Origin of the sequence: Acetobacter aceti NBRC 14818 (assembly GCF_000193495.2) — a bacterium.
GTDB lineage: Bacteria > Pseudomonadota > Alphaproteobacteria > Acetobacterales > Acetobacteraceae > Acetobacter > Acetobacter aceti.
Map to the genome: position 1 here is coordinate 3,568,998 of NZ_AP023410.1, position 21,073 is coordinate 3,590,070.

At 57.9% G+C, this 21,073-nt stretch carries 16 protein-coding genes; 7 read left to right on the forward strand and 9 right to left on the reverse strand.

The window, feature by feature from the left end; translation table 11 throughout:
- Window positions 1-60 precede the first annotated feature (60 nt).
- The 4 genes from EMQ_RS16340 to gluQRS all read right to left on the reverse strand — a co-directional run bounded on the left by EMQ_RS16340 (window position 61) and on the right by gluQRS (window position 5,037).
- Window positions 61-1,281 carry a pyridoxal phosphate-dependent aminotransferase gene (locus EMQ_RS16340; RefSeq protein WP_018307686.1) on the reverse strand — a complete coding sequence of 407 codons (1,221 nt, stop codon included), beginning with the start codon at window positions 1,279-1,281 and terminating at the stop codon, window positions 61-63.
- Between the two features lie 17 nt (window positions 1,282-1,298).
- On the reverse strand, window positions 1,299-2,501 hold the full coding sequence (locus EMQ_RS16345; RefSeq protein ID WP_010666436.1) for a pyridoxal phosphate-dependent aminotransferase: 1,203 nt from the start codon (window positions 2,499-2,501) through the stop codon (window positions 1,299-1,301).
- A gap of 265 nt (window positions 2,502-2,766) precedes the next feature.
- Window positions 2,767-4,074, reverse strand: a complete 1,308-nt coding sequence (locus tag EMQ_RS16350; protein WP_026199939.1) for a glycoside hydrolase family 68 protein — start codon at window positions 4,072-4,074, stop codon at window positions 2,767-2,769.
- 105 nt (window positions 4,075-4,179) lie between these two features.
- Window positions 4,180-5,037, reverse strand: a complete 858-nt coding sequence (gluQRS, locus tag EMQ_RS16355; RefSeq protein WP_010666434.1) for a tRNA glutamyl-Q(34) synthetase GluQRS — start codon at window positions 5,035-5,037, stop codon at window positions 4,180-4,182.
- A 239-nt stretch (window positions 5,038-5,276) separates the two neighbouring features.
- On the opposite strand from gluQRS, the gene EMQ_RS16360 reads away from it, so the two are divergent.
- Window positions 5,277-5,822 carry an HNH endonuclease gene (locus tag EMQ_RS16360; RefSeq protein WP_018307685.1) on the forward strand — a complete coding sequence of 182 codons (546 nt, stop codon included), beginning with the start codon at window positions 5,277-5,279 and terminating at the stop codon, window positions 5,820-5,822.
- 6 nt (window positions 5,823-5,828) lie between these two features.
- Here EMQ_RS16360 and EMQ_RS16365 read toward each other — a convergent pair whose 3' ends face one another.
- From EMQ_RS16365 to EMQ_RS16375, 3 genes are all read right to left on the reverse strand, one after another.
- A complete protein-coding gene (locus EMQ_RS16365) occupies window positions 5,829-6,149 on the reverse strand; it encodes a hypothetical protein (RefSeq protein WP_010666432.1) in 321 nt (106 codons plus the stop codon).
- 157 nt (window positions 6,150-6,306) lie between these two features.
- The gene (locus EMQ_RS16370; RefSeq protein WP_010666431.1) at window positions 6,307-6,516 is read right to left on the reverse strand and encodes a heavy-metal-associated domain-containing protein; all 210 of its coding nucleotides are present in this window, start codon (window positions 6,514-6,516) and stop codon (window positions 6,307-6,309) included.
- 96 nt (window positions 6,517-6,612) lie between these two features.
- A complete protein-coding gene (locus EMQ_RS16375) occupies window positions 6,613-9,030 on the reverse strand; it encodes a heavy metal translocating P-type ATPase (RefSeq protein ID WP_010666430.1) in 2,418 nt (805 codons plus the stop codon).
- A 153-nt stretch (window positions 9,031-9,183) separates the two neighbouring features.
- Between EMQ_RS16375 and EMQ_RS16380 the strand changes: the two genes are divergently transcribed.
- Together EMQ_RS16380 and EMQ_RS16385 are read left to right on the forward strand one after the other, a co-directional pair.
- On the forward strand, window positions 9,184-9,774 hold the full coding sequence (locus tag EMQ_RS16380) for a TadE/TadG family type IV pilus assembly protein (protein ID WP_010666429.1): 591 nt from the start codon (window positions 9,184-9,186) through the stop codon (window positions 9,772-9,774).
- Window positions 9,774-10,319 (forward strand): TadE/TadG family type IV pilus assembly protein, encoded by a 546-nt coding sequence (locus EMQ_RS16385; protein WP_010666428.1) that lies wholly within the window; start codon window positions 9,774-9,776, stop codon window positions 10,317-10,319. Before EMQ_RS16380 ends, EMQ_RS16385 begins: the two co-directional genes overlap by 1 nt.
- A 22-nt stretch (window positions 10,320-10,341) precedes the next feature.
- On the opposite strand, the gene EMQ_RS16390 is transcribed toward EMQ_RS16385, so the two are convergent.
- The gene (locus EMQ_RS16390; protein WP_026199935.1) at window positions 10,342-12,285 is read right to left on the reverse strand and encodes an OPT family oligopeptide transporter; all 1,944 of its coding nucleotides are present in this window, start codon (window positions 12,283-12,285) and stop codon (window positions 10,342-10,344) included.
- Between the two features lie 235 nt (window positions 12,286-12,520).
- Between EMQ_RS16390 and EMQ_RS16395 the strand changes: the two genes are divergently transcribed.
- The 4 genes from EMQ_RS16395 to EMQ_RS16410 all read left to right on the forward strand — a co-directional run bounded on the left by EMQ_RS16395 (window position 12,521) and on the right by EMQ_RS16410 (window position 19,557).
- Window positions 12,521-14,941, forward strand: coding sequence for a mechanosensitive ion channel family protein (locus EMQ_RS16395; RefSeq protein WP_158320006.1), 2,421 nt, complete (start codon window positions 12,521-12,523; stop codon window positions 14,939-14,941).
- Between the two features lie 46 nt (window positions 14,942-14,987).
- Window positions 14,988-15,821, forward strand: coding sequence for an SDR family NAD(P)-dependent oxidoreductase (locus EMQ_RS16400; RefSeq protein WP_018307682.1), 834 nt, complete (start codon window positions 14,988-14,990; stop codon window positions 15,819-15,821).
- A 137-nt stretch (window positions 15,822-15,958) separates the two neighbouring features.
- Window positions 15,959-18,703, forward strand: coding sequence for a M16 family metallopeptidase (locus EMQ_RS16405; protein ID WP_010666424.1), 2,745 nt, complete (start codon window positions 15,959-15,961; stop codon window positions 18,701-18,703).
- Window positions 18,704-18,765: 62 nt separating this feature from the next.
- Window positions 18,766-19,557, forward strand: coding sequence for a class I SAM-dependent methyltransferase (locus EMQ_RS16410; RefSeq protein ID WP_010666423.1), 792 nt, complete (start codon window positions 18,766-18,768; stop codon window positions 19,555-19,557).
- A gap of 123 nt (window positions 19,558-19,680) precedes the next feature.
- Here EMQ_RS16410 and EMQ_RS16415 read toward each other — a convergent pair whose 3' ends face one another.
- On the reverse strand, window positions 19,681-21,054 hold the full coding sequence (locus tag EMQ_RS16415; protein ID WP_010666422.1) for an ABC transporter ATP-binding protein: 1,374 nt from the start codon (window positions 21,052-21,054) through the stop codon (window positions 19,681-19,683).
- Window positions 21,055-21,073: the final 19 nt, after the last annotated feature.

Genomic DNA, 21,073 nt, shown 5'->3' on the forward strand with positions numbered 1-21,073 from the left:
CGTCTGGCACATCGCCATCCTGAAAACGGACCGTCTGCCTATCCCGCACGGCATCTGCCATTATTTCAACGTGCGGATAAATCCTTCTATACGGGCGCATGCCTCTTTCAGTGCTGCATCCGTCGTTGCGCAGGACAGCCGCAAATAAGGCGCAAGCCCGAACGCGCTGCCCGGTACAGTAGCGACATGAGCCTCTTCCAATAACGCCATGGCGAAATCAGTATCCGTGTCCAGTCTGCGTCCTCCGGCAGTGACGCGACCAAGGCACCCGGCAATACCCGGATAAACATAGAAAGCGCCCGCAGGATTGGCGCAGGTCAGGCCGGGAATGTTGCGCAAAGCAGCGACCATCAGATTACGGCGGCGTTCGTAAGTGACGACCATGTCCCGGATCAGGTCTGGCGGGCTGTCCAGCGCCGCGGCTGCTGCGGCCTGAGCGACCGTGCAGACGCCTGATGTCGCGTTGCTCTGGACGCTGCGCATCGCGGCAATCAGACGCTTGGGACCGCCAGCATAACCCACGCGCCAGCCGGTCATGGCGTAAGCCTTGGCGACGCCATTCATGGTGACGATGCGGTCTTTCAGATCCGGCGCAATCGCGGCGAAAGAGGTGAAACGATTATTGTCGAAGACGAGATGTTCATAGATCTCGTCAGAGAGAATCCAGACATTCGGATAAGCACGGAGAACTTCGGCAATGCCGCGCAGGTCGTCCTCCGAGCATAGCCCGCCTGTCGGATTGTTCGGGAAGCTCAGCACCAGCCATTTGGTGCGTGGCGTCATGACGGCGGCGAGACGTTCGGGTTTCAGGCTGAAGCCATCGGCTTCGTCGCAGACCGGATGGACCGGTACGCCGCCGAACATTCTGGCGATCAGGGGATAGCTCACCCAGTAAGGGGCAGGGACCACGACCTCGTCACCGGGATTGATCGTCGCCATGAAGGCGTTGAAGATCACCTGCTTGCCGCCGTTCGAGACCATCAACTCGTCGGCAGCAAAGTCCAGACCGTTTTCACGGCTGAACTTGCGGGCGACTGCTGCTTTCAGTTCCGGCGTGCCATCCACTGGCGGATATTTCGTCTTGCCTGCGAGCGCTGCCTGATGCGCTGCTTCAATCGCAACGGCAGGTGTCGGAAAATCAGGCTCGCCAAGGGCCAGCGAAATGACCTCGTGTCCCTCGGCTCTCAGTTCTCTGGCCCTCCGCGCCATTTCGATGGTCGCGGGAGCGGGAAGTCCTTCAAGACGATGGGCGAGCGTTGGCCCCGTGGCGGTAGCGGTCATGGCGAGCCTGTCTCCCTTTAGCTCAGGCTGGCGCAGAAGCGCTGGATGCGGGTACAGGCTTCACGCAGGCTTTCCGTATCCGTCGCATAGGACACACGGAAATGTCCGGCGAACATAAACGCGGAACCATGCACGGCGGCGACGCCTTCTTCGTCGAGCAGAGCCGTCACAAACGCCTCGTCCCTGTCGATGATCACGCCCTTCTGGGTGCGCTTGCCGAGGCAGCCGCTCATCGACGGGAAGACATAAAACGCGCCTTCCGGACGACCGCAGGTAATTCCGGAAGCCTGATTGAGCATCGACACGACCAGATCACGGCGCTCGCGATAGGTCTCGCACATCGTAGCAATGAAGTCCTGCGGACCACTGACAGCTTCAAGTGCTGCGGCCTGTGCGATGGAGCAGGGGTTGGACGTGGACTGTCCCTGCAGCTTGTTCATCGCCTTGGTCAACTCCAGCGGTGCGCCGGAGAAACCAATGCGCCAGCCGGTCATGGCGTAGGCTTTGGACACGCCGTTCATGGTGACGGTGCGGTCGCGCAGACGCGGTTCCACCTGCACAATGGTAGCGGGCTTGAAGCCGTCATAGACCAGCTTGTCATAGATATCGTCAGTGAAAACCCAGACATGCGGGTGCTTCAGCAGCACGTCGCATAGGGGACGCAGATCTTCAGCCGAATAGGTCGCACCCGTCGGGTTGCAGGGCGAGTTCAGGAAGAACCATTTGGTCTTCGGCGTGATGGCCGCTTCGAGATCCTCAGCGGTCAGTTTGAAGCCGTTCTCCGCACGACACGGAACGATCACCGGGATACCGTCAGCCAGCGCCACGATGTCGGGATAGGACACCCAGCACGGGGCGGGAATGATCGCCTCGTCACCTTTATTGATGGTGGCGACCATGGCGTTATAGATCACCTGCTTGCCACCGGTGGAAACGATGATTTCCTCAGGCTTGTAGTCCAGTCCGGAGTCCAGCCGAAAGCGCTCGGCGACGGCGGCGCGGAGGGCAGGGGTACCCGCGACGTCCGTGTATTTCGTCTGGCCGGTTTCGATTGCCTTGATCGCCGCCGCCTTGATGCTGGCGGGGGTGTCGAAATCAGGCTCGCCAGCGGAGAGGCTGATAATGTCCCGACCTTCCGCCTTGAGAGCGCGCGCTTTTGCCGAGATGGCAATGGTCTGGCTCGGGCTGATCTTGTTCAGGCGGTCGGCAATGAAGGACATAGGTTTTGATCCTGGGAAATGAAGTCCGGGGTTCTTGCGGCTCCGGTGGTCGGCCCCACGCCGACGGCGCGGCACGATAGAGGTTTTTTCCGCAATGAGGAACCGGTTCCTGTGAGGGCCGTGATGTAGCGGCCAGCGGGAAACACGTCGTCAGGATTCAATAAACGCCAGAAAACCGGTGCTGCTGGGCAACGCCGGTCTCCGGTTCTTATGAAAAACACAGTCAGATCACGGAATCATGACCCACTGTAATGATGCTGAAAGATCAGACCGTGGCCGGACGATGATCCCACGCATTGCCTACCGGCCACGCGGCCTGTGCATAGACCTGACCATAACCGTGAACTTCCGACAGGAAGGTGCGGTCACCGTCGAGTTCGATCTTCACGGTTGGTGAAAGGGTCGCACCAATCCGGAAGTTTTCCGGGTTGTTGGGATCTTCACCCGGAGCCGGGAGTGTATCGATGAAGGCCTGCACGTAACCATCCGGGTCCACAAAGTGGGAATAGGTTTCGTAAGGCGCGCTGGACGGATTGCCCAGAACCAGACCGGAAGAGTTCAGCGGCTTGTAGGGACCGAAAAGACCGTTTTCGGAAACAAAGCCGTAAACACCGTCTGGACCGGACAGACCACCGCTGTAGGTGCTGTGATGGCTGATCGTGAACAGATACGTCAGGTTGTCACGGAACACGATATGCGGCCGCTCCATCTGATCGTTCACGCCCAGAGCCGTGACCAGTGGGTCAAGCTGTGTCCAGCGTGCGGTTGAAAAGTCGCCGCTCTTGTATGCGCCGTCATCCAGCACCGCGATGCCGATGGAGGCAGCGCCATACTGTGCGCCGGCATCGACAGCAAAACCGGGAGGCAGAACGCCCTGTTCCTCGCTGCCAATTGTAAACTCGCCACGCATACCGGCGACATTGCTTTCATAGAGGCAATAGACGCGGCCATCGGCCGGATTTACGAACGGATGCGGGTCGCGGAAGTCAAAATATTCGTCCTGCTGGGAATTGGCGTTGTGAATGCCGTCAGCCGAGAACATTTCTGTTGTGGTCTTGAAGCCTCCGAACCAGACACCGTTTGCGTCAGCGAAGATCTGACCGGTGGAAACGGACGGAACGGACTGGTTGATCGGGGAATCCGCTTCGGATGTATAGAACATGTCGACGACATTGCCCGTGCCTTCGCGCATGACCAGTCCACCGGACCATTCATGCGGACGGAGATCGGCGGAGGTGTTCAGAAGACGGCCGCCCCACTGCCAGTCAGCGCCATTACCTGTGCGGGAATACCAGTAACCGATATAGGCGCGGTCGTTGCGGGAATGCCATTCGTCATAAATGTCATCATTGTTCAGGTCGATCTTGTCGACCGCGAGCGACCAGATAACGTGCCACCCCTTAAATGTGACGGTCTGGCCGTGAATGTTGCGAAGTGCGCCCGTGTCCCAGATCATCACCGACTCATCCATTGTCGGGAAGTTCTGGGCAATTACGGGCATGGTTGTAGTCGGATCGTCAGCGTGTACCTTGAGGGCGTCTGCAATAGTCCAACGTGACGTGTAGGAAGTCATTTAACTCTTAAATCTCCGGATTAAATCATGTCGGGTTACGACACGGCGGAGAATGACTGTCCTTACGCACAGCTCCAGTTTTTCTGTGTAACAGGACGCAGATCCTCAGAGCGTAACGCCCGCCGCCTTGCGCACTTCTTCCGGACTCATGCCGCTTTCCCGCATGGCTTTGATCGACAGGGCCCCGTCGCGTTTGGAGAGTTTTTTGCCTGCCGAATCTATCAGTAACGGATGAAAGGCATAAACAGGCTCAGGCCATTTCATCAGCTCCTGCAACAGACGATGAACGGCCGTGACATCCCGGAGTTCTTCTCCACGAGTCACCAGAGTTACGCCCTGAGCCGCATCATCATGGGTGACGCAGAGATGATAAGAGGCGGGCGTATCCTTGCGCGCCAGCACGACGTCTCCGAACAGACCGGGATGACAGACAACAGGTCCGCGATTGAGCTCCTGATAGGTGAGGGCCGGGGTGCTCAACCTGTCCAGTGCTTTCTGCGCGTCCAGCCGAAGCGCGTAGGGCTCTCCGGCGACAATCCTCTGCGCGCGTTCGGCTTCATCCAGATGGCGGCAGGTTCCGGGGTAAAGCAGGCTGCCGTCCGGGGCATGATGGGGAGCGGAAAAAGCCGCTGCCGCTTCCCGCGCCACATCTGCCCGTGAGCAGAAGCAGGGATAGATCAATCCCTCATGCCTGAGAGCATCAAGGGTTTGTTGATAGAGTGGAAACCGTTCCGATTGCCGTAGCACGCCTGCTTCCCAGCGCAGCCCCGTCCACGTCAGATCGTCGAGAGCTTCCCGAATGAAGACCTCACGGCAGCGCACGGTGTCGATATCCTCGATACGCAGCAGGAACCGGCCGCCATGATCCGCGTGCCGTCGGGCAAAAAAAGCAGCGGCGATGTGACCGAGATGCAGGGGGCCGGTAGGACTGGGCGCAAAGCGTGTAACCCAATGGTCCTGCATGCAAAAAAGGGAAAGTGTCATGCTTAGGCGCTCAACGGAAAGCTGTCGTCACGACCGGCTGTCACAGAAACCTCATGTCTTGCGGCGCGAACTTTCCTTGCAGTCTGAAAAAAGCTGCGCTTATACTTTAATAACACTTCTCGACGACGCGTGACCCTTTGGTGTGCAGTTTCGAGTTTGCCAAATGCGGATCATGAGCCGTCTCCGGGAAAAGGAAGCGCGCCTTGTCGGCTGGCAGTATGCACTATCCATCGCTCGTTTTGAACGCAGATTTCAGACCACTTTCCTACTTTCCGCTTTCGCTCTGGTCATGGCAGGACACGATCAAGGCTGTCTGCCTCGACCGTGTATCGGTGCTGAGCGAATACGACGAGGAAGTACATTCTCCAAGCTGCAGCATGCGGCTTCCAAGCGTCATCGCGCTGAAGGAATATGTCCCGACAGCACGCAGACCGGCCTTTACCCGCTTCAATCTTTTCCTGCGGGACAATTTTTCCTGCCAGTATTGTAATGACCAGCTTCCCACTCACGATCTGACGTTCGATCATGTCATCCCGCGCAGCCGGGGAGGTCGGACAACGTGGGAAAATATCGTGACGGCGTGCAGCACCTGTAATCTGCTCAAGGGATCGCGGATGCCGCACGAGATCCGTATGTTCCCCCGCAGGCAGCCTGTCCAGCCATCTTCATGGGAATTGCAGGATAACGGGCGCGCCTTTCCGCCGAACTATCTGCACGATAGCTGGCGGGATTATCTCTACTGGGATGTCGAACTGGAAAGCTGAAACGGCTTATTTCTTGTAGCTGTAGCCGTATTCTTCCGCGAGCGCCTGCAGGTCTGGCGCATTGTGCAGTTCCAGCGGAATGGGCTTCGCGGTTGCTTCACCAAACATGAACCCGTGATTGGTCATACGCTGGCAGGTGTTGGCTGCCAGTGGGAATGACGAATGGACTGCACTGCCCAGTTGCTTGCGCAGGCAGGACACATCCGTATCGTTCCACATCCGTCCGGTCTCGGCGGCACAGCCCGAAAGGCAGAGAATTAAGCCCGGAACAAGCCACTTTCTGACGTTTCTGCGCAGGCTGGAACTGGTTGAAGACGCCACAGTCATTCCTCGTTCGTCTCGAATTCTGGTCGGGCAAGCCGGGCTTGCGTTCACGCCCATCGTCTCACGGCTTTTGCCATGACTGCCACCCTCAGGGAAGACGGCAGACGGCATTCCCCCCGCGTGCTGTCCGCATGACGCTATAGTTTCTTGCGACCGGAAGTCAGCCGACCACTTCAAAGCCTGCGGCTTCGATGGAAGGCGCGAAATTGCGTGGCCCCGTTTCCTTGGGGTCATACTCGATCTTAACGGTGCCTTTTTCCAGAGACGGCACGGCGGATTTCACACCGGGAATACCCTCCAGCGCACGTTTGACGGATGACACGCATCCCTCACAGGTCATGCCTTCCACCATGAGTGTCGTGGATTCCATGATTATTCTCCCTGAAAACTGGTGCTCGATCTTGCGATGAGCTTCCGGCAAGCATCCACAGACAGGGCGGCCTTGTCTACTCCTGAGCGCGACCCGTTATTCTGGATGGTCACTCTTCGGGGTGGGGAGCGGCTTCCAGCGGTTCAGCAACAATGCGCTGGTCACGACGGAAACGGAACTCATCGCCATGGCGGCACCCGAAAGCATGGGCGGCAGCACACCGAAGGCGGCGAGAGGAACGCCCAGTGCGTTGTAGATGCAGGCGAAAAAGAGATTCTGCCGTATCTTGCGTGATGTTGCCCGCGAGAGACTGACGGCGTCCACCAGCGCCAGAAGCCGGGACCGCATCAGCACGACATCCGCTGTTTCCAGCGCAACATCGGTGCCGCCGCCCATCGCGATGCCCACATCGGCGCTGGCAAGGGCTGGGGCGTCGTTGATGCCGTCGCCGACCATACCGATCAGCGTGCCGGGAGCAGCGTCAGTCCGTGCCTGTTTCACGGCGTCCGCCTTGTCGCCGGGGAGAACTTCGGCCCGTATATCGGCGATCCCCACGGCTTCCGCGACCCGGCATGCTGCGGCCTGTGTGTCGCCGGTCACCATGATCGGGCGAATACCATAGCGTTTTAGCAGGGAGATGGCCTGAGCCGCATCCGGACGGATGGTGTCGGCAACAGCGATCCAGCCCAGAAGCTGACCGCCTTTTTCCACGCCAATCAGCGTCTGTCCTGACATCATCGCGGCTTCGGCTTCACCGGAGGGGGCTATTCCGAGGAACCGGGCCGAACCCAGTCTGACCGTCTCACCTTGATGGACACCTTCCAGACCATGTCCGGCGACGGCCCTGTTTCCCTCAATTACATCCGGCGTAATCTGTTGAGCAGTGGCCGCTTCCCGCACGGCTCTGGCCAGAGGATGGGAGGAATCTCCCTCCAACCCTGCCGCCAGAGCGAGAAGTGAAATCTCTGTCGCGTTACCTTGCGGAAATACGCCTGACACCTGCGGTCGGCCTTCCGTCAGGGTGCCGGTCTTGTCCATCAGCAGGACGCCGATACGCCCCGTCTGTTCCAGCGCTTCGGCGGAGCGGAACAGCAGCCCCGCCGCCGCCCCACGACCAGCTCCCACCATGATCGCCGTCGGTGTGGCAAGGCCCAGCGCACAGGGACAGGCCACCACCAGCACGGCCACGGTGTTGATCAGACTGCGATCAAATGATCCGGTGAGAAGCCATCCGCCTGCCAGCGTCAGCAGGGCGATGACAAGAATGACCGGCACGAAAATGGCGGAAACCCGGTCAACCAGCCGTTCTATCGGCGCTTTCGAGCCCTCGGCCTCATCCACCATGCGGGTGATCCGCGCCAACGCCGTGTCCGCTCCGACCGCCGTGGCCCGAACCCGAAGCACCCCGGCACCGTTGATCGTGCCACCCCGAACCGGATCATTGGGACCGCGACCAACCGGGATGCTTTCTCCTGTCAACATCGCTTCATCGAGACTGGATTCTCCGGTCAGGATCACGCCGTCTGTCGGCACGGCCTCACCGGGGCGAATGACGAATACATCGCCGACAGCGAGAGACGCAGCCGGACGATCCTGCACACCCTGCGGCGTTTCGATATGCGCCGTGACCGGCTGGAGGTGGGCCAGTCGTTCCACGCCAGCCGCCGCCCGGTTGCGGGCTCCGGTCTCCATCAGTCGTCCTGCCGTGACCAATGTAAGAACTGTCGCGCCGGACTCGAACCAGACCTGCTCGGGCAGTCCGAACACCGTGATCACGGCGCTCGCGAACCACGCGACCGTTGTGCCGAGGGCGACGAGGACATCCATGTTAGCGCCACCGCCACGCAGCGCCGCCCAGGCGCCCCGGTAGAATTTCGCGCCGAGACCGAACTGGACCAGTGTTGCGAGCACAAGCTGTATCCATCGCGGCAACATGAGATGCATGCCGCCCACCATGTCCAGAAGCAGTGGCGCGGTCAGCAGAATGCCAGCGGCCAGTTCCAGTTGCAGACGACGTTTTTCCTGCTCGCGTCGCGCCTTGCGCGCCGTGTCGTCAGTTCCGGCGACTGTGGCGCTGAATCCGGCCTTTGTGACGGTGTTTATCAGATCATTGATCGACACAGCGCCCGGGATGAAGTCGATCTCGGCTTTTCTGGTCGCCAGATTGACATTGGCGGACACGCCTTCCTGACGTTCCAGAACCTTGGTGAGTCGGGCGCTGCAGGAGGCGCAGGTCATGCCCTCAATGGCGAGGGTGACGTGTTCCGGAACGACACTGAATCCGGCCCGAGCCACGGCGTCCGTGACATCTTTCAGAGCCGCGTGATCCGGGGCGAGTGTGATCGCTGCCTTGTGTGTTGCGAAGCTGACGTGAGCAGACACACCCGGCAGGCGGTTCAGGACCTTTTCCAGCCGTGCCGCGCAGGCCGCACAGGTCATGCCCTCCACCGGCAGGGCTAATACTGTGGGCATCGGTTCCAGTCTGTTTTTCGGGGTGTCTGCGGCATTGATCATATGTGTGTCCTCAGACTCATTCCTTTCGGAATGCAGACTGTCCGGCGGTCGTAAACCCGGTGTTAAGGGATATGGGGATTATAAACGCTCTGTTTCAATAAAACGGTAGTCTTATCCCGTGCGCTTTCACAGGGTCATTGTCTGGAATGCTGCATGAACAGTCAGACAGAATCTCTCGTCGATAAATCCGGTTGCACAACCGGGACAATGCGTTCCCGCCGGTTGTTCGGTCAGGTGCGGAGAGGGATTTCCGATCAGAAAGGGGTTGTCGCCCTTGAGTTTGCCCTCATCTGCCTGCCTCTTTTCGCTCTGATGCTGTCCACGCTGGTCATGAGCGTCGTCTATTTTACGCAAAGCGCACTCGACGCCGTTTCTGACCAGATGTCACGGGAAATTCTGACAGGACAGGCTCCGGCCTCGGGAAATGCGGGTGAATTCAAAAGTCAGGCCTGTGCGATTCTGCCGTCATATATGAGCTGTTCCAATCTTCTGGTGAATGTGAGGTCCGTCAGCAGTTTCGCGGACGCCAGCACGGCAGCGCCACAACTGTCGTTCGATTCCTCCGGAGCTGTGACAAACTCCATGAGTTATGACCCGGGCACCGCCGGCAGCGTCGTCGTGTTTGAGCTGATGTACATGCTGCCTGTCCTGAAATCTTTTGACGGGTTTGCCGCAGCAACGCTCACCAACGGATCGCGACTGATCATTTCAACGTCCGTGATCAAGGTGGAGCCGTCCTCGTGATGCTCCGCCCCACATTCCTTCGGGCGCGGGAGGGGGTCGCAGCCCTTGAATTCGCACTCATAGCGCCCATTCTGCTGATCATGCTGATTGGCGGCACAGCGCTGGAGGAGGCTATTGTGGTCTCGCGCAAGGTGACGGCCGCAGCCCATGCCCTTGCCGACGTGACGACGCAGTATACGTCAGTGGCGACGACGGATCTTTCCCTGGTTCTACAGGCATCCACGCTGGTGCTGGAGCCTTATCCTGTCACAACTGCCAAAATGACTGTCTCTGAAATCATGGTGGCGCCAAATGGAGGAACAGGCACCGTAGTGTGGAGTCAGGCTCTCAATACCGATCCTCGTGGTGTGGGGTCGACCGTTTCAATTCCAGCCAGTTCCACCAGTTCAACCTCCGATAATACATATCTGATTTTGGGAGAGGTTTCCTATAATTATACGCCCCGTGTCGCTAACAGCATCGTGCCGGGAATCACATTCTACCAGAGTCTTTTCATGGTCCCCCGGCGCTCTACCTCCATTCCGCTTGGATCGTCGTCCGGCTGATTGTTTTCGGAGAGAGGTCTATTCATGAAGCCGCAGATTTCAGAATGCGACGGACAAACCACAGGCAGACAGCAATAAAGACCATCAGTCCGGCAACACCGTTCCAGGGAGCGGAAAGTCCTCCACCAATCGCCAGCGCTCCATCGTTTCCTGTCAGCCCGGAAACGGCAGCAAGAGCAACACCGGTCAGGCTTTCTCCCACAATCAGTCCGGAAGCGACCATGGTGCCTTCGTCTGACTGTTCAGTCCGACGGGCAGCGATCTTTTTCACAACCCATCCGAGACAGGCTCCCACAGCGAGTGTCGTCGAGACGGAGGGCGGCAGATAGATGCCTATCCCGACGGCAAGCGGCGGTAGGGCTAGCCCACGAAAGCGCAGAAGCCGGTCAAGAAGCACCAGCGCCATACCGGTCACAGCACCGATCGAAAGCATGCTCCAGTCGAGATTCTGCCTGAAAATGCCAGAAGCGATCATGGTGACGATGGCAGGCTGAGGTGCTGCGAGAACATGTGTCGGGTCCATGTCCGCACGAGGCATCGCGCCGGTAAAGCCATAGGCCTGGTAAAGCAGGTTTAGAACGGGCGGTACGACCAATGCGCCTATGGCGCATCCCAGCAGGAGGACGCCTTCCTGTCGCCAGGGAGACGCGCCAACCAGTTGTCCGGTTTTCAGGTCCTGGAGATTGTCATTGGAGATGGAAGCAGCCGCCACGATGGCAGACAGAATGACCATCGCAAAGGCGATGGCCAGATGATGATCGTCAGCTGCAAAAACTGATGGAAGGAGCGCGAGATGCTCCATCAGCATGAGAAGCGAGCAGACCAGAACAGTCGCCAGCAGCACAATGCCGGAGATGGGTGAGGAGGAGGACCCGACCAACCCTGCCATGTAGCCGCAGGTCGCTGCCGTCAGAAAACCGAACACACCAAGAAAGGCCGTGCCGAACAGCGCAGGCACGACAAAATGTGAGGTAAAGGGATAAAGAAAGAGACTGAACAGCAGAAACAGGGCGACCGACAGTAGTGCGCCTGTGATCATGATTGTGCGCGGTGACAGATCTTTTCCAGTATCTGTGCCGATCGCAGTGCTGCCGAGCGCGCTTCTGATGCCCCGGAAAACCGGAAGCGCCAGTTCTCCAAGCGTCCACAGGGAAGCGGTTGCAATAGCGCCAGCGCCGATGAACCGGACCTTATGAACCCAGATCGATGTCGCAAACGATGCCGCGTCGAGATGGTCGGTATTGGGCGTGAGGGAGGTCAGCCAGGGAACAGCCACGATCCACGACAGCACGTAACCGAACAGCATCGCCAGTCCGCCAGCAGCGCCGACAAGATAACCTGCGCCAAGAAGCGCGAGTGAGAAGCCGGTGGACAGGCGGAAAACACCCGCTCCTACAATGAAGGTGGTAGTCGCGCTGTCGGCAAGAAGCCGCAGCCCTCCCGATGCAAAGGAAACCGCGCCGGATACGGCAGCGCCACTGATCAGGGCCGTCAGACCACGATGCGATGCTTCACCGGACGCGCTTTCATGGCCCGCGCGCAGGATTTCAGCGGCGGCGACCCCCTCGGGGTAGGGGAGAGGACTGTCGTTCACCAGCGCGCGACGCAACGGAATAGTGAACAGAACACCGGCCATCCCGCCCACAGCCGTCAGACCCGCCGTTTCCAGAAAAGGAAAATGGTTCCAGTGACCGATCAGGATCAGGGCAGGGAACACGGCGAAGACGGTCGAGATGGTCCCGGCTGCGGAAGCCTGACTCTGGACCATGTTGTTCTCAAGGAGGCTGCCACCGCCAAGCAGTCTCAGGACGGCCATGGAAATCACTGCGGCCGGGATCGAGGAGGCGAAAGTCAGTCCGATTTTCAGACCCAGATAGGTGTTGGAGGCAGTGAAGACGACGGTGATCAGGGCGCCGAGAACAAGGCCACGTACGGTCAGTTCGCGCGACGTATCGGAATGCGGCATCGGGCCTCCCAGCCAGACAGAAGGAAAGTCAGCGCCAGCGGGCACCCGTCCGCACGCAGCAACCACGCATTCGTGAGACAGCCTCATCATGGCGAAAAGACCCATCTATGGGAATGACCGATGGTTCTCAGCGAACGAAAATGCTTTCTGTGAGTTATCAATGAGATCATCTGATGTGTGTGACCCTCAGGTCAGAAACATCTGTGAGAATGGGAACGGGCGGGTAGGGGTGTTGATGTCTGGAATACGCACGCAGCAGGATGAGCAAAATGTTCGATTGAGAAATGGTCTGATACCAGCCCTTCTCCTGTGTCTGATGGCGCTGTTCATGATGTCTCCGGCATTTGCGGATGACGCTCCTGATCAGGATTCCCTCATCGCCGTTCCCGCGACAGTTGTTTCGGACAACGCCCTGAACAGTCTGGAAGCATCCATCCGGAATGTTTATCAGGCTCGAATTGATGTGAAGAAAGCAACCGGCATTCACAAGATCACTGTGAATGAACTGGCGCAGCAGGCAGCGGCGGATGAAGTCTCCGCGCAGGGCATGGTGTCCAAGCTCGAACCTTACGAGAAAACCTACAAGAATCTTCTGGATGTTCTCGGGACGGCCCCCGCAAAGGATATGCCGTCGGAACCAGCGTCAATCACCCGCCAACGCCAGATGATCCTGCAGGCCCAGGGTGACCTGCATAGCCGCCTCATGCGCGCGCGTCTTTATGCGCTGGAGGCGCATGCTCTTGCGGAAATCCTCAGTCAGAGGACGGATGCTGTGCAGCAGGCTTTGCTCCTCCAGAGTTTTGCTTCGCCTGTCACTCCGACATTCTGGCTGAATGTGTCGAATGAGTTTTCCGCGACGGAGCAGAGTCTTCTGACGCTCTATTCTGAAACACTCAGAACAGTGACACAGGATTTGCTGGGCTGGCGGATCGCCCGTCTGCTTGGGGCGCTTGTCGCCAGTGGCTGTCTGATCACGGCCCCTTTTTTTCTTTTGCGGCAGATTAGACGGGCAGCCGCCAGAGTATTGCCTGACGCAAGACTGCGGCGTGTCACGGCAGCTGCTGTTTTCGCGCCACTCTGCCTCCTGTGCGCCACGCTGTCCGCCGCTGCGTTGTGGCTCGGTCTTACTGGCGGAGACATGCCAGACGGAAGCGCTCTTGCCAGTATGGCGAGCAGGATCAGCACGCAGATACCACTGGTCGGTTTTATTCTGGGAGCAGGGTTCGCCACGCTTTCTCCCACCAACCCGGACTGGCGTGTGCTCCCGATCAGCGACAACGCGGCGAAGGCCTTGCGTTCGCATGTCGTCTGGTTCGCGCTGCTGATCTTCTTCCGTGGTGCATTGCGGTATTTCGATATGGAAGCCGGACTGGGCCAGACCACAGTGCAGTTGCTGGATGCCGGGTTTATTCTTCTCGCCGCTCCGCTGCTGCTGTCCATCCCGCTCCAGATCGAACGTCATCCGGCTCCGATCGCGGAAGGAGGCGTCGTACGACAGAGCATGCTGGGTCGGGTGACGCGGGTGCTGCTGTCCCTCGTGTCTGTGTTCAGCATCATCGCCATGCTGATCGGTTATATTCCGTTAGGCTATACGATCCTGTCCTGGGTCTGCTCCATGATCATCACGCTTTTTGGCCTCGCGCTGATCTATCTGCTGGTCAATGATTTCTCCAAAACGGAGTTGCTGAGCACCGGGCGTATCGGTCGCTATTTTGTATCCATGGGCGTGCCAGACCGGATTATTGATCAGATGATGACCGTGATGTCCGGTCTGTTCAGCGTCTTCCTGCTCTTCGTCGCGGTCGCAGTGGCGCAGTCCGGCGGCGATTTCGATTTCGATGTGATTTCCGGGAATATCGGCAAGGTCGTGCTGGGGCAGAGCATCGGCGGTGTCACGCTCTCGTTCGATGTTCTGCTGAAATGCCTCGTGATCCCGATCGCCGGGCATTATTTCATCAAGATCGTCAGACGCTGGCTGACAAAACGACTGTTTCCCACCACGACGCTGGACAAGGGTGGCCAGACGTCGATCCTTACGATCTTCACCTACGCTTCATGGATCGGGATCATTCTGATTGTCATGTCGTCCATCGGCGTGACGGTCAGCAGTATGACGTGGGTCGTCAGCGCCCTGTCGGTCGGTATCGGTTTTGGTCTTCAGTCAATCGTGCAGAATTTCGTGTCCGGCATCATTCTTCTGGCCGAACGGCCAGTCACCATAGGTGATCTGGTGGAGATCGGAGGCAAGACCGGCGACATTCGGCGCATCAGTGTCCGTTCGACAGATATAGGACTGTCTGACGGCTCGACCCTGATCGTGCCGAACTCGCAGTTCATTACCTCGTCTGTCAGAAACGCGACCTTTGGTCGCCCATCCGGCGCGATGTCCTTCACCATTGCATTCCCTCTTGGAACGGATCTGTCGAAGAGTATTCCCGTGATGGCCGAGGCACTGGAGAAGGTAGATGGGCTGCTGACAACACCACTTCCTTCCGTCACGATTGCCGATATCCAGTTTGACAGGGTGATCGTGAAGGTTTCGGGCAGGACGTCCTCACCCCGGAGTGTGGACGGTATTGCCAACAAGGCCCGACTGGCCGTCTGGGATGCGCTTGAGAAAAATGGAATAGTCGCCAGTAAGGAAAGCAGCGGCTAAGGTGTGCTCCAACTGGACATACAGTCCGGTTTTTCAGGGACAGACTATGACCAAGGCGACTGACTTCTGCGAAACACCGCGCTCCGGGGCGCGATTGCCCCGTGCGGTTGTAACCGGAGGATCAGGGGGAATCGGACATCTTGTTGTTCGTGATCTGCTCAGGTGTGGTTATGAAGTCGTGGCGCTAAGTCGCCGTGCGCCGCCGCTTTCTGATCCGCACCTGTTCCATATTGTCTGCGATCTGGCCGACACAAACGAGATCGAGCGTGCCGGTTCGGAAATCGTGAGGGTTAACGTGCCGATTGCCGCCCTTGTCCATTGTGCGGGAATCATTGAGCCGGGGGCCATTGAAGGGATGAAAGCGGATGCTCTTCAGAGACAACTCGCTGTCAATCTCACCGCTCCAATTTTCCTGACCTCTCTTCTGCTGCCGATTATGAAGCGCGGTGGGCATATCGCGTTCGTGAATTCGTTGGCGGCCGTTTACCCTCTTCCCGAGAGTTCTGTTTATGCTGCGGCAAAAGCGGCTCTGCGCAGTTTCGCTCTGGCGCTGACAATCGAGGTCAAGCCACGGAAAATTTCTGTATCATCGGTTTTCCCTGGTGCCGTGGACACGCCAATGCTGGAGCAGGAGATGCAAAGCGGCGGTTCTGTTCTGAACTTCGTCAATCCGCCAGCAACGCCGGAAAGCGTGGCGGCAACTGTCATCAAGGCGATTGGTCGCTCTCATGGCGGAGAGTATTTCCGGCCTGCGATTGACGGTGTGTTCGGTCGGATCTGCATGTGCTGGCCGGAATTGCTGCGCTTTGTGCTTCCTCTTTTCACATGGATTGGAAAAAGAGGCGTGAAAAAACATGCCCGGCTGAAAAAGAAGCTCTGAGCGCTCACTGGGCCGTGCTTTTTCTCTTCATGAAGAATATTTCATGACCGGACTTTAGAAGACGCCAAGAGGTGACAGATCAGTCCGCAGACTGCATGATCCCGCGCAGTTAGAGGCTATGGGATTGCAACTGCACAATGTTTTTCAGGACCTTCGGCTCATTTCGTCCACTCTTCTGCACTGCGCTGCTCGCTGGCACCATGCTCGGCGGCTGTTTGACGGAAGCCGGTATGGTGAGCGGGGGTGCGCTGTTTTCTCAGGCGCTCGCTCGTGAACCGGAGGCCGCCACCCGACAGGCGCCGTCTGTCACCAGAGCCACTCTGCCGAACGGTCTGCGCGTCGTCGTCGTGCAGGACAAATTGGCTCCGGTTGTTACGACTGAACTGAATTATCTGGTTGGTTCATCCGAAGCGCCCGCTGGCTTTCCCGGAACAGCTCATGCGCTGGAACACATGATGTTCCGCGGTAGCAAGGGCCTGGACAAGGACCAGCTTGCCGCTCTCGGTGCGCGCATCGGCGGCAGTTATAACGCTGACACGACGGAAGACGTCACGCAGTATTATTACACCGCGCCCGCCGAGGATCTGGATGTGCTATTGCGGATTGAGGCCCTGCGCATGAAGGGGCTGACCCTGTCCGAGGCAGACTGGGACAAGGAGCGTGGCGCGATCGAACAGGAAGTATCCCGCGACCTTTCCAGTCCGGCCTATCGCTACATTTCGCAGTTGCAGTCGATCCTGTTCAAGGGAACGCCATACGAGCATGACGCGCTGGGAACCCGTCCGTCCTTTGACAAGACGGATGCTGCGCTGCTCAGGAAGTTTTATGAGCAGTGGTATGCGCCGAATAACGCCATTCTCGTGATTGCGGGGGATGTCGATCCGGACGCGACGATTGCCAAAGTCCGGGATATTTTCGGGCCAATTCCCAGCAAGACATTGCCTGAACGCACTGCAATAAAGCCCGCACCGGCTCCCGCGCAGACCCTGACTTTCCCGACGGATTATCCGGTTGGTTTTGCGACGATCGCTTTCCCGATGCCGGGACAGAATGCGAAGGATTTCGCAGCGGCTGATATTCTCTCCGATGTGCTGGCAAGCCAGCGTGGCGCGCTCTACCAGTTGGTGCCTGCGGGCAAGGCGCTTTTTGCCGGATTTGAATTTGCGCCAAAGAAATCAGCAGGTTTCGGACTGGCGCTTGCGGCGTTCCCGAAGGGAGGCGATTCCAGCAAGGTCCTGACGGACGTTCGCACCATCCTGTCGGATATTCGCAAAAATGGTGTTCCAGCCGAACTTGTTGAAGCGGCGAAGACCAAGGAAATCGCTCAGCTCGGCTTCTCGGCCAACTCTGTGAGCGGTCTTGCCGAAAGCTGGTCGGAAGCGTTGGCTTTCAAAAATCTTCAGTCACCTGAAGATATGATCGCGGCCTATCGCGCTGTCACGCCGGAAGATGTCAACCGGATGGCCGCGCAACTTCTGGACCCGGATCGTGCCGTCACGGCTATCCTGACACCGGAAAACTCCGGCAAGCCGATCGAAGGCAAGGGATTTGGTGGCGCTGAATCGTTTGCCTCGGCTCCCGACAAACCGGTCAAACTGCCGGACTGGGCCGAAAAATCCTTGGCGCGTCTGGATATTCCGGAACCGGCCAAAGCACCCGTGGTGCAGACGCTTCCTAATGGTCTGACCCTGATCGTGCATCCGTCGCACGTCAGCCAGACAATCGAGGTTGCGGGTCTGATCCGTCATAATTCGGACCTTCAGGAGCCGAAAGGCAAGGAAGGGGTCTCTGACGTTACGGAGGAACTCTTCGGTTATGGCACCCAGAAGCATGACCGTCTGGCATTCCGCAAGGCGCTTGACGATGTGCCTGCGTGGGAGAGCGCCGGAGCGGAATTTTCGCTGCGTGTACCATCGAATAAATTCGAACAGGGTATGAGCCTGCTGGCGGAGAACGAGCTTCAGCCAGCCTTCCCGGATCAGGCGTTCCAGATTGTCCGCCAGCAGGCGGCGCAGGAGCAGGCAGGGCAGTTGCAGTCACCCGGCTATCTCTTCGGTCGCGCGATCATGGGTGCCGTTTCGCCGAAGGGTGATCCGAGCCTGCGTGAAGCCACACCGAAAACATTGATGGGTCTCTCGCTTAATGACGTGAAAGCCTATTACAGCGCTGTCTGGCGGCCGGACATGACGACCATTGTCGTGACCGGCGATATCACGCCGGGACAGGCGCGGACGGTCGTGGAGAAGGCATTCGGATCATGGAAGGCGACGGGGCCGAAACCTGTTGTTGATCTGCCGACGCGACCGGACAGCAAGACCTCGCGGTCCCATGTGCCGGACAAGAGCAACGTGCAGGATACGGTTGTCCTGCCGGAGAGCCTTGGACTGACACCAACCAATCCGGACCATTTCCTGCTGACACTTGGCAATGAAGTCTTGGGCGGTGGTTTCTCATCCCGTCTGTATCGCGATCTGCGTGTGAAAACGGGATATGTCTATTCCGTCAGCAGCAGCTTCGACTGGAGCCGTAACCGGGGAGCCTATTCGGTCTCTTACGGCGCTGATCCGGACAAGGTCGGCGATGCACGGAAAGCGGCGCTGCGGAACATTCATGCCATGCAGGTCTCGCCAGTGACCGATGACGAACTGATTGTCGCCAAATCCTCGCTTCTACGCGGCATTCCGCTGGGACGCGCCAGCCTCGGAGCGATTGCAGGTGAATATCTGCGCCTGATCGAACTCGGACTGCCTCTCGATACACCCGATATCGCGGCGCATGCCTATTACAAGGCGACGGCTGCCGATGTGCAGGCTGCTTTCAGCAAGTGGGTCCGGCCGGATGATCTGTCCGAGATTGTCAAAGGCCCACAGCCACGCTGGTAATTTCAGGAAAATGGCCCTGCTTCGCATTGAAGCAGGGCTTTTTGATTCGGGAGGAGATAAAAATGCGCAGACAGATTATTACGTGGTCAGTCATGGGACTGCTGGCTGGAACGGGCCTGAGCGTCACGCACACTCTACAGGCGCAACCTGCTTTCAAGGGCAGTCAGGTCAGAACATTGCCGATTGCAGCAGCGCTTTCTGACAGGGATCGTCCTGATTCTGATCGTGCACGGGACAAGATCCGCAAGCCGGGTGAATTGCTGGCGTTTGCCGGAATGGGACCGGGCATGAAAGTCGCCGACCTCATGCCGGGACAAGGCTATTTTACGCGTATTTTCAGTAATGTTGTCGGAAAGTCGGGGCATGTCTATGCGCTCGTTGCCGCAGAACGCGTTGCTGAGAAACCTGATGCTGCCGATGCCGTGAAGGCGATTGCCGCCGATCCCGCATTTTCCAATGTCTCGGTTCTGACGGAATCAATGCTGGCTCTGTCGCTTCCTGAACCTGTCGATATGGCTTGGACTTCTCAGAACTATCATGACGTTTACGGTCGTGGCGCTGATGCTGCTCTGGCTTTTGACCGGTCCGTGTTCAATCTTCTCCGGCCCGGTGGCGTGTATATGGTGATTGATCATGTGGCGACTTCCGGCAGCACTCCGGAGACAGCAAAAACATTGCATCGTATTGATCCTGTGCTGATCCGCGCACAGGTGGAAAAGGCAGGCTTTGTTTTTGAAAGTGAAAGTGGTGCACTGCGAAATGCACAGGATACGCATTCCGCCTCTGTCTTCGATGAGACCATAAAAGGCCTTACGGATCAGGTTGTTTACAAGTTTCGTAAACCTGCCAGATAAAGAGGCATTTTATAAAAAACCTGATCAGAGCGTAATATATGCCGACTGCATGACAATATCATGCTTTGATCGATTATGATCTGGCGTGTTGTTGTCTGATTTGAGCGGCACTTTCCTGACGTTTCAGGTCGCACTGTCCTTGTTCAGAAAAAGCTGGTCTGATTCTTCACTGTAATCAAACAGCTCCGCGTAGCGCGCCCAGGAGATAATGGTTTGCAGGGTCTGCTGGGCGTAAGCGGCTGACATGCTTTCGCCCAGTTCTTCCCGAAAACGATCCGCACCGACTGTATGGCTCGGACGTTCATCCAGCGCGGTACAGATGGTTTTGACCAAAGGTATGGCATTCAGCAGGGCGTGACGCAGGATTGTCTTGCGTTCGTCAAAGTCGCTTTCCGCAAAGCGCTGGGCTTCTTGTGTCAGCAGCAGGTCGCCGTCTTCAACTTCCGCCAGTTCGAGAATTTGCAGCGCCTCGACAAGAGGAAACAATTCGTCGAGTTCGAGGTGCGCTTTGGCGGCGAGAAGAGGAAGGTCGGCCCGACCATTTACCGGTGGTGCAGCCAAGGCTTCGATCAATCCCACCATACTCCCCACCGAAACTGCGGCGATTGGAAGATGCTGCGGTTGAACAGTCTGTACGACCGTCATATCGGGCAGATCGGCTTCCGAGATGACAGGCATGCGCCGTGTCATCAATGTGTAGATATGATCAACAATTTCCAGAAATGAAGGATCATCACGCAGGCGGGGATGGGCAAGAGGAACAATGACTTCATGCTCAATGCGGCCCGGGTTGGCCGCAAAGACAAGGATGCGGTCACACATCAGTACGGCTTCCTCGATACTGTGTGTCACCATCAGGATCGATTGCACCGGCAGTTTTTTCTCGCACCACAGTTCGACAAGATCCGTGCGAAGATTTTCTGCCGTCAGAACGTCAAGCGAGGAAAAAGGCTCATCCATCAGAAGAAGATCGGGATGAACAGCAAGCGCACGTGCCAGCCCGGCTCTTTGGGAAAGGCCGCCTGACAACTCGTGCGGCCATGCGTTTTCGTAACCGCCGAGACCGATCAGATCGATGGCTTCTTCTGCCCGTTGTTTTCTCTCTTTTCCTTTCATGCCGTCGGCTTCAAGAGCCAGCTCGACATTGTCCTGCAAATTCAGCCAGGGAAACAGGGAAGGGGACTGAAACACCATCGCCAGTCCGGCCACGGGACGTTTCAGCGGAGCGCCACGCCAGAGCACTGTGCCGCTGCTGGGAATGAGAAGGCCGGCCATGATGCGCAGCAGCATCGACTTCCCCGAGCCGGAGCGACCGAGAAGCCCGACAATTTCACCGGGTTTCACATCCAGAGAAACTCCGTCGAGGATCTGAACGTCTGTTGAGGAATCCCGATGATAGGATTGGCCCACGTCGCGCAACGATAACAGCGACGCACCAGATTGGGGTGCAGAGGAAGGTTTTTCTTCCAGAGAGGGCAGCGCGTCAGCGGAAAACATGGTGCCTATCCTGCACGTT